The sequence below is a fragment of the Pseudomonas sp. Pseusp10 genome (genome assembly GCF_059492225.1).
The window spans coordinates 5,706,461-5,716,962 of the sequence record NZ_CP168528.1 but is presented as its reverse complement, the minus strand read 5'-3'; the positions used below and the strand labels follow the sequence as shown (position 1 = coordinate 5,716,962).

Annotated in this window: 2 protein-coding genes; one reads left to right on the top strand and one right to left on the bottom strand. The window is 58.6% G+C overall.

From position 1 onward, the window contains the following. Nucleotides 1-2: 2 nt before the first annotated feature. The gene (locus ACEN8Z_RS25990) at nucleotides 3-3,596 is read right to left on the bottom strand and encodes a Tc toxin subunit A (RefSeq protein ID WP_495596106.1); all 3,594 of its coding nucleotides are present in this window, start codon (nucleotides 3,594-3,596) and stop codon (nucleotides 3-5) included. Between the two features lie 304 nt (nucleotides 3,597-3,900). On the opposite strand from ACEN8Z_RS25990, the gene ACEN8Z_RS25985 reads away from it, so the two are divergent. Then, on the top strand, nucleotides 3,901-10,422 hold the full coding sequence (locus tag ACEN8Z_RS25985; protein WP_495596105.1) for a hypothetical protein: 6,522 nt from the start codon (nucleotides 3,901-3,903) through the stop codon (nucleotides 10,420-10,422). Nucleotides 10,423-10,502: the final 80 nt, after the last annotated feature.

The window sequence follows — 10,502 nt, the reverse complement described above, 5'->3', positions numbered from 1 at the left end:
CCTTAAACACTGGCGGGCGCTGAATTGGCGGGGGTGTGGGTGGCCATGACGGCGTCACCGACGGTTTTCCAATCGTTGAGGGGGCTTTGATCGTTGAGCGCGGTGGCCAGCAGCAGTGACCTGGCGGACAGTCCGCTGGCGATGCAGGTCGCCTGGCAGCGGCGAACCCAGTCCACCTGTGCCATCGAGCAGGCCCGGGCCTCAGGCAGGGTGCCAGTCAGCTCTTGCACTTCATTTTCAGACCAGCCCAGCAACCGGGCCAATGCGGCATTGGCGGTTTCGCTGGCGGCTTGACGCAGCGCTTTGTTTTTCAGTTTGGCGCTGCCTGGGTTGGCCAGGCTGAAATAGCTCAGCAGGACGTCCTGCGGCAGCTGTTGGTTATTCAGCCAGTGACTGAAGCGCTCCAGCAGGTAAAGGTCAGGGAGCGTTGGTTTGCTGTTGCTGATCGGGTAGTCCCCCAGCCACTGGGGGTTGAGCAAAAACATACGCAGCGCGACGTTGCTCAATCGTAGATGTACAGCGATTTCTGCGTGGCGACAGATGCGCTGGAAGTCCGTGATCAGTTGGTCGCTGGGTTCTTGCCCGGCATCGAGTGCGGTTTGCAGCAAGCCATACACCGAGTGAAAGGCCCAATACATCACCGCGACAGTTCGGTCCGACGGCAGTTGCGCGGTTTCCTGGAACAGTGCTTCGAGCAACTGTGTTTGCCGGTCATGGGCACCGAGCAACAGCGTGGTCAGTTGCTCCTTGCAGCGCTGCTTGACCGCTGGGTCCAACTTTATGGGGGATAGCATCTGGTCAAGGTCAGTGCCCAGCCACGTGAGTGGCTCATCGATCAGGGGCAGCGGGTTGTCCAGTCCAGGCAACAGGCCCTGTTCATCCAGCAGTCTCTGGTTGATCAGATGTTCGAACCACTGGATTTTCACCGGGTTGCCGGTGGCATTGTCGTCATAAAGCGGCAGCTCCAGGGCCGCGACCTGCTGCCGGTCGACCACGTTACGGCCAATGTCCAGATTTAGCCGGATCAGACGCGCACGCAAGTCATCACTCAACGGTCCGGGTTCAAGCGCTTTGGCTGGCGGATCGTCTTGCAAGTCTTCGGTTTGCACCAGGGGAATATCCGGCCCCAGGCGCTGTTGCAATTGCGTGACCGTCTGCTGGCTGTCCTTGAGCCAATCGATGGCCCAGTCCAGCTGCATCAGCACATCGAGGATGTCTGGGGTTTGTGGCGATGTGCGCGGGCTCAGTTGGCCGCTGGCCAGTGCCGTCTTGTATCGCTGGCCACCGAGCAGGGTTGCCAGTGTCAGCAGGTCGGCCACCGGGAGGCCGAAGAGCCGGGCAATACGCGCCTGGCGGAACAGCGAGGAGACGGTCGGCAAGTTGCGTTTGAGCGTGTTGCCCTGCAGCCTCATGGTCTGTCTGGCGATCAGCAGCAAGGAGTCTTCGGTCGGTTGCAAGCCCAGGCCGGCGCACAGTTGCAGCAGGGTTTTCTGGTTGGCGGGCGTGGTGCCGGTCAAGGTGAACGCGACATCGTCGAGGACCAGTGGCGTGTCGAACAATTGCATCCGGTTGAACACCTGGTCGAACAGGGGCAACTCGTCCTTGCTGGTGGTGTAGGGCGTGAGGTCGTGCATCAGTGCCGCAAATTCCTGCGGGTCAATGCCATGGCGCCGGTTCAGGTAGCGATACACCCCCAGGGCACGCAAGGTATTTTCGTTGAGCTCCATGCCCAGGTTGTTTTCGCCTTCGGCGCGAATCGCGCAGATGATCAGGGTGTCGAGCTTGGCGAAGGGTATGCCGGTCCAGCGTTGCAGGCGGATCATGCGTTGCAGGCGATCGAAACGGTTGAGGGAGGTTTTGCTCAGGCGCCAGGTTTTGCTGTCGCCGATTTCGACGTGTTCGAGGTCCATGGCGTTGTCGAATTTATCGCGCAGGATGGATTCGGCGGTGGGCGGCATCACGCTGTCGTAGCGACCGGCTCCCGTGCCATTGACGTAACAGGCGCCGTAGTGGCTGGGATACGGAAATTTGATAACGGGGTTATTGGCTTGCAGGTTTTTGCTCGGGCAGTTGGGCGATAGCCTTACCGCGTGGGTACGGCGCGACAGCAGCATCTCGACCTGCTCGGCGTGCAACCCGGTGTGTTGCATGAAGGTATTCAGGTCGGCCAGGAACGCGGTGTCGGGTGTGGAGATCTCAACGCCGTAGGCCTGTTTGAAGTAGGCCTGTTCTTCGGCTGTCAGTTGGTATTGCTCGTCCAGCGTAAGGGTAAAACGCCTTCTGAGCAGTTTCGTCCAGGCACTTGTGGAGCCGGTGGCAATGTTCAGGTCGAACCTGACGGTGTAGCCCGCCGTGGCGGGAACGGGGAGTGCCGCGGAGGCAGTGATGCGGGTACAAATGGTTGCAGTTGTGGAACCGTGTATGGAACCCAGTTTGTAGGTGCCGGTGTTTGCAGCCGAGCCGCTGCTCAGCCTCAGCGTCACTGGGTGGGTCGTGGTCTGCCCCGTATTGCGAAAGGTCACGGGGACCGAGGTGGTCGCGTTAATGATTGCGACGGGAACGCTGGCGGCGGGATTGGCGGTGCCAATATCCGCTTGCCCTGTGGGCAACAAGTAACAGGTTGGCATTACCGTGTGGGGGATCAGTTGAGCACTGCCATCGCTTTGCCAACCCGTACTCAAATTGCTCAGGTCACCGCGGCTCAAGTAGAAATCACTGTAGGGTGACGGCTCGATCAGCAAGCGCTGTTGCTCCGGGCTCAACCCGGTCAACAGTCGTTGTGCCTGCAACACCGGATGTTGTACGGCGCCGTAACGGTTCGTGGCGTCCTGATCGATGGGCAACCACACGCTGGCCCGATAATTCAGCTCCCCCAGTTCCGGCTTTTTACCGGACAAACCCAGCTGGCATTGATGGTGATAAAAGTCATAGGGCAACTGGAAGGGGTAGCGACGCTCGTTCAGCACCTGGTAAAGGGGCCTGTCCTTGTCCGCCGGAATACCTTGCAGGTAAGCCCTCAGGTTGCGGGCCAGGGTATCGTTGACGATCTCCAGCATCGGCCGCGGCTTGAAGGTGCTCTCCTGGCTGATCAACAGGTCCTTCAGGTCGGGGCGACGCTTGTCCAGCAAGATCCGATCGGGCTCCGCGGGCTGAAGGGTTTCCAGTACGCGGGCAAACGCCATCAACGCACTCAGGTAGGCCACCGGTGAGTCGACCGCGGCCAGGGCCCCGACCTTGCAGAATTCATCCCAGTTTTCGTTGAACAGGTTTTTGAAGGTCGGGCCCAGCGGCACGAGGGCGCGCACCCCACTGCGCTCGGCCAGCACCTGGAATTTGCCGGAGGACGTCTGGTACTCGCGGTAAAGGCGCGCCAGCAGGCTGGCATAGCCCATGGCGTTGTCATAGGCCAACTCGGCGTCGACGTCGCAGAGCCGGGCCAGTTGCCAAGCGAAATCGGACTTGCTCAGGCGGACGATGTCGAAGACCGAGGTAAAGCCCATTTTCTGCATGGCTGCCTCGAACGTGATCCGCCCTTTTTCTGGTGTGCTTTGAGCGTTGACGAGAGCGTTCATCAGCGAGTGTTGTTCGACGGCCATCTAATATGTCTCCTGCGAGGTAAGGAGGGCATTGGTGTGCCCGGCAGGATCACGCTAGAGATAAAAGATGGCCGTGTAACCTGTCAGGTCTGACAGGTTGGCGTGGGTTTGTTAGACGGATTTGATACTAAGAAGTGGCGGATTATTGCTTATGGTCCTTGACGTTCCGTTTCCTTGTTTCCTCATAGGAGTTTAAACCGCTGGTCGCTACTGTCAGATCTGACAGGTGTTCTGGAATAGGGAAATGGATAGAAATGGCGCTGTAGACGCTGGCGACAATGCCGGGTAAAGGAGCGCCGATACCGTGAAAGACATTACAGACATTACAGACATTACAGACATTACAGACATTACAGACATTACAGATGAAACAGACGGAGCAAGTGCGCAAGAGGGGGGTGTCGCACCACTCTTTTGGCCTGCCCCTACCGTTAGCCAACCTAAAACCTTCGACACGGTGCAGCGTGGTTTTTTAATCAAGGCCGAAGGGTGGGCAGTTTCTACTCCTATTCATAAGTGGAACGTATTTATCAGCTTTCCTGGTCGAAATCGGGCGCTGCATTACAAGCCAAGTTTCGAGACGTACTTTGTGGGTGCGAGCTGGTATTCCCGAATGCAATTCAATGTGCCCTTCAATGCTGTTCCCCAGACCGATGACTTTTGGCTGGAGATAGAGTTTCAGGCGACGGCTTACAGTGATTCGGCATGGGTTCACAAACTGAAGATGCAGGGATTACCCAAACCGTCGATCGCCAACCCGGGCACGGTATGGGTTCTACTCCCCACCATCAGAGGGACGGGTGTTCCGGGCTCGACGGTCAAACTGGCTCAAGCCAACTCGGGCACTATTCTCTTCGCCACCACCAGGGTGCTGCCGAACGGGACATGGAGCGTAATGCTCAGCCATCCGTTGTGGATGGCCGACCCTTTCCGGCTGACGGCCTCGCAAACCTTGAACGGTGAAACATCCGAATGGGCTAATGACGTCAGTTTTGCGGTGTTGTTTACCCCCGCGATAACCACAGTGACGGTCTCTGCCGATGGCAAGCCTGCCATCAGCGGAATAGCAGGGTTAGCGGGCGCGACCCTGCAAATCTGGATGGATGGGGGCAACGGTGGTGTCCGGCTGAGCACGAGGGTCCGGCCTGATGGCAGTTGGTCGGTTGCCGCCGCTACCGCCTGGGCCGTTGGCACACACCGCATCACCGCCAGGCAAATCGGCCAGGCAACCGGGGCCTACTCCGACTGGGCGCCTGCCAAAGAGTTCACGATCAAACCGGCGCCACCGGTGGCCGACAATCCGGGCTTTGTCAAAACGGCTCGGCCAACAATCAGCGGAAGAGGTGCTCCCTTCGCCACGGTCCGCTTGTATCAGCACAATGTCATTTCGAACCTGCTTGCAACCACTCAGGTATTGCATGACGGTCAATGGAGTGTCCAGCTGACACGGGACTTGTGGATGGCTGATCCCTATTCAATCAATTCGAATCAAACCTTGAACGGGGTTGAATCGGACTGGGGCATTCCTTTCAGCTTTACCGTTTTGTTTGCGTTGACGATCGAAACCGTCACCGTTTCCGCTGATGGCAAACCTACTTTTAGCGGCTACGGCGGGCTTGCGGGGGCCAAGGTTGAAATCTGGCGGCAAGGGGGAGAGGGAGGCGCACTTCTAACCGGGACCGTTCAAGCAAATGGTCGCTGGACGGTGATCTCATCCACGGCGTGGGCGGTAGGCACTCACACCGTCACGGCAACGCAGGTAGGGAAAAACCCTCAGCACACATCTGACAGGGCCACGCATGTGGTCTTTTTCGTCCAACCGGGCAAGCCGACGATCAGGGCCCTGTCCGGCCCGGTGTTTGCCACACAGGTGCTGACTATTGAGCGAGTGCACGCTGGCGCTGTCACCTTGACGCTGCTTGACGTTGACTCAGGCGGCACGATCGCCGGTAACTACAGTGGTAGTGGTAGCAGTCGCGAGTTCACGCCTGATCAACAGTGGCGACTGGGCACTCGCCGGGTCAAGGTGCTGCAGACGGTCAATGGCGTGTCGTCTGAACACAGCGATGTATTGGTATTCAACGTGGTGCTTGTTTCCCCACTTGTCCACACGCCGGGAGAGAATGGTTTCCTGGAGTCGGGCAGTGTGTTTTCGGGGACGCGGGGCTGGTCCGGACCAGGGTCCAGGGTGGTCCTGTATCCGCTTGTCGGCAACAACGAAGTGGCCTCGGCAGTACCGCAGAGCAATGGCAGCTGGACGTCCACGCCACTCTCATTAGCCCCGGGCGCACATACGCTGCGGGTATTGGTCAAGGTAGGCGATCAGCTTTCCGATGCGCAGGCTAGATCCTTCAGAATCAGGCCTTCCCGTCTTGCGATCTTGCCAGTGTCCAGCCCCGTCGGAGTGAAGCAAGCGCTGGAGATTACCAATGTGAATTCCGGTGCCGTCACCTTGAGACTGCTCAATGCCGATAACAGCATGGTTGCCGGCAGTTTCAGCGGCAGTGGCAGCAGCCGCAGGTTCACCCCGACGCAAGACTGGTTGCCGGGTGAGCACAAGGTCAGGGCCGTGCAGGTGGTCAACAGCGTGGAATCTACCCCGAGCCTGCAATTGACGTTTAAAGCCAGGCCTCATCTACCCGGCATCGATGTGCCCAGGGAACAGTCCCTGCAGCCCGCCGATTTCCAGATGAGTGGCACCTGCAGCGCGGGGGCCACGGTTTATGTGCTGAATCTCGATGATAATGTCATGGTTCAGGCATGGGTAACCGGTAACCGTTGGACGGCGGACTACTATTGGCAGACGCCGGGCCTGACCGGAAAGCGCGTGATGCAAGTCGTCAACAATGTTGATTCCTATCCAACAGCCCCCCGCATGTTCTATATCAAGCCGAACACTCTATCAATCATGCCTCCGGTTAATCCGGCCTCGCCACGACAGGTGCTGAGCATTGAAGGCGTCTTCACACCGGGCATCGTCGAACTGAGGCTGCTCGACGATAGCGATAAAGAGATAGCGGGGGATTTCACTGGCATCGGCACCAACCGTCTGTTTACTCCGAAGCAGGACTGGCCGGTGGGCGCGAGCACGGTCCGTGTGGTGCAGCGTGTGAACTCCGTGGATTCTGAGCCAAGCATCCCGCGGGTGGTCTGTGCCCAGCCGCTGAAACTGACGATTCTGACGCCGCCGGATTTCGGCGAACCGGCACAGCAACTGAACATTGTCGGGGTGCATGAAGCGGTCTCGGAGTTGCGTATATACAGGCAGGGTGGGCGGGTTTCCGGTAGCTTCAGCGGAACTGTCGGGGCTTACACTTTTGTTCCCGATCAGGAATGGATGCCAGGCACCAATACCGTCTGGGCGACACAGGTTGTCAACGATCGGGAGTCCGAACCGAGCGATCCGTGCACCTTTAGCGCCATGCCCTTTGCACCGGCATTCGATGAACCCAGGAATGGCGCCAGCTATGGCGTCGGTTTTGAAATGAGCGGTTCAGGCTGGCAAGGGGCAACGATTTACTTGCGCAACCTGGATGGCACCACCCTGGGCTGGTGGACGGCGGATGGCGAGCGTTGGGTGGCACCTTATATCTGGGACGTGCCGGGGTTTAAACAAAAGCGCTTGACCCAAGTGATCAATGACATTGAGTCCAAACCGGGGCCGGTGTGCGATTTTTACATCCGGCCACCGTCACTGACGATCATTGAGCCTGGCAATTGGATAGAGCCGGGCAGCGTACTGGAAATCGCCGATGTCTACTCCGATGCTGCCGTATTGAAGCTAATCCGTGATTCCAAAGAGGTTGCCGGCAGCTTCAGTGGCACAGGGGAGCGCCGTACCTTTACCCCCGCCAATAATGAATGGTTACCGGGAAGTTACTCGTTCACGGCGGTGCAGGAGGTGAATGGGGCTGTGTCGACCCCAAACCCTCGGGTCCACGTGATTGTCCGCCCTTACCCACCGGTGATCGATGCGCCCGAGGAGCAATCCCGGCAGTCCGCCGATGTTCAGTTCAGTGGCACCTGCCATGTTGGAGTACGGGTCTATCTGCTGGATAAAGAGGGTAACATCCTGGTCGAAGGGCAGGTCACGGGTAACACCTGGACGGCGTCTTACCATTGGCAGGAGCCGGGCTTTACCCAGGTCAGATGCAGGCAAACCTTGATCAGCAACAACATTCCTTCCTTGCCAGGCCCCCTGCGGGCTTTCTATATCAAGCCCGCCACTCCATCGATTCTGCCGCCCACCGAACCGGTTACGCCGCGGCAGCCGTTGACGGTAACCGACGTTTACCCTGGTGCCGTCACGCTGACCGTGTTTGACGAGGTGGGCACACCGGTGGATGGCAGCTTTACCGATGCAGGGTCTATTCGCCAGTTCACACCTGACAGGAACTGGGCGAGCGAAAACCGCTTGTATGTGGTGCAAACCGTCAATGAGGCAGTGTCCGATCCCAGCGAAACCTGTACGTTTTCCGTGAGGCTGTCGGCACCGGTCATCGAGTATCCGCAGCATGAGCAGGTGATCGATATCGCGCAGCCGTTTACTGGAAGTGCAGGGCGCCCTGGCGCAGGGGCCTATGTGAGTTTGCATGATCCGCTGACAGGCGATGAGTTGGCTTTTGCGTTACCGGATATTGACGGACATTGGAAAACACCGGCGCTGCTTCATGGTCCGGGTTTCCACGAGGTCCTGGCGCGAATCTACCTGGATAACCTGGTTTCCGAGGACGCCCATCGTGCGTTCAAGGTCAGGCCGCCCAAGCCTGTGATCATGCCACTTGCAAGCCCGGTCGAGCGGTTGCAGCCATTGATCATTACCGACGTTTATTCGGCCTTGGCGACCTTGAACGTATTCGATGGCGCAGGCCGTCCGGTTGCCGGTGCGGTGGTCGGCAGTGGTGAAGACTATGCCTTTACCCCGGATCTGGAATGGGCTTACGGCGAGCACAGGATCAGCGTCACGCAAGTGGTGGAGGGCGTCGAATCTGTTCCAAGCGAGGTCTGTGTATTCAAGGTGGAAGAGGAGGCAATACCCGAGGCGCCGCACTTCGAGCTGCCGCTGTCGGGTTCGTCTACGCCTTCGCGCCCGCCGGTCAGGGTGATCGGCCTGCCCTTGGCCGTGTTCAGCGTGCGGATTGCGCAAGGGGAAGTGTTGCACAGTCAAGCGGCTGATGCCGACGGTGTGCTGGAGTTTGTCGTCGCCGATCGCCTGCTCCCCGGCCCCGTTTCCCTGCAGGTCAAGCAGCAAGCCGATGGTCCTGAGTCGGATTGGAGCGAACCCCATGGCTTCACCGTGCTACCCCAGCCCAATACCCCCGTTATCAAAACGCCGACCCCAGGCAGCCCGGTCTCTACCCGGCCGTCGTTCTCGGGCACTGCTAGAACCGGCGGAGCGATCGAGCTGCGTCGGACAGACGATCTGACCAACCTGCTCGTCTCAATCCGGGGCGTGAGTCAGTGGAACTGGACCGCTACTGTGCCATGGACCCCGGGTACTTATGGCGTGCAGGCACGGCAGGTGGATCGCGGCGATGACTCAGAGTGGTCAGAGCCACGTACCTTCGAGGTGGTCAGTACCCGTTTCGAGATCGCTGAGGTCGAGCCTGTGCTGGCCCAACCGGTCGTCAAAGAGCACGAGAGCGTGTTGTTACGCATGCAGGTCGTGACTGCCGAGACCTGGGAGGGACACGCGGGGCTTGAAGTGCGTTGGTTCATTGATGGGCAGCAAGAGATCCATACGATCACACTGACCGATGAGCACGGCTGGGCCGAGTACCGCTATGCACCGGACACGGTGGGTGTGCACCAGGTCCTGGCCGATGTTTCCCACGAGAATGAGGGGGTCATCACTAACGGGGCGTTTGAAGTGACCGCGCTGGCAGAAAATACCTGGTTGCGGGACTTCACGCTGTACCTCAATGGCCAGCAAGTTGACCCGGGTAAAGAAGATTTGTCGATACGACGCGGCATGGCTCATGAGCTGGAGCTCAGAATCAACGCTGGCAGCAGTTTGATCGGCACCACGGTCACCCTGGACGATCTGGCGAATGCCGTGTCGCAGGGCTTGCTGTTCGCTCCGGATCTGGGCGTGCCACAGACGATCGGGAGTGATGGCGTACGGTGGTCCATTACCACCCTTTTGGGTGAAGAAGGCTATTTCGGCTTGAAGCTGAGCAGCCCGAACCTGCCGGACTGGCATGTGCCGGGGCATTTGATGTCGGATGACCTGGTCGACCAGGTGGAGGTTCAATTCGATACCTTTGCCGACAAGGCATTCGGTGAAACGCTGTACCCCTGCCATGGCGCCAGGCACAGCATTACCCTGCGACCCAAGCCAGGCAGCCAGATCGTGGGTCAGGACGTGACTCTGGAGTGGATGGGGGATGACGCCCAAGAGCACAACATCACCTTGAGCCCCGCTGGCGATGTTCCGCAAAGGATGGATCCCGATGGCGTGACCTGGACGCTCGATTGCAGTGAAAGCCGTCGCGATGCGTTGTTTGTCTTGCAACTGAAGATCGCGAAATGGGGCTTCACCTCCAGAGGGTTGCCGATGTCACTGGCGCATAACAAGGCCAGGTTCTCGGAGTGGGAGGGGCCGAAGGACATGGGAGGAACGGCACATTATTATCTGTACGGGGCTCGAGTCACTTCCGTGTTCACCGGGCAACCAGTTGTCAATTTGCCAGTGACTGTGGTGAAGACCGGCAATGAAGGCTATACGACTACAACCAGCTCAACAGGCTGGGTCTATGTCAACTACAACCTGGGCCAGTCTGCGTACTTCAAATTGATCAACCCTTATGACGGCAGTAGTGCCTAACCGTCTAGTCTGCGGTTGCTAGTACTTGTACTCTTTCGAGAGGGAAGCATCATTGACCGCAACAAAAAAGCCACGCTATC

What these genes read in the sequence shown, in the direction of transcription:
- ACEN8Z_RS25990 (WP_495596106.1), bottom strand. Translation starts at nt 3,596, where the DNA reads ATGGCCGTCGAACAACACTCGCTGATGAACGCTCTCGTCAACGCTCAA.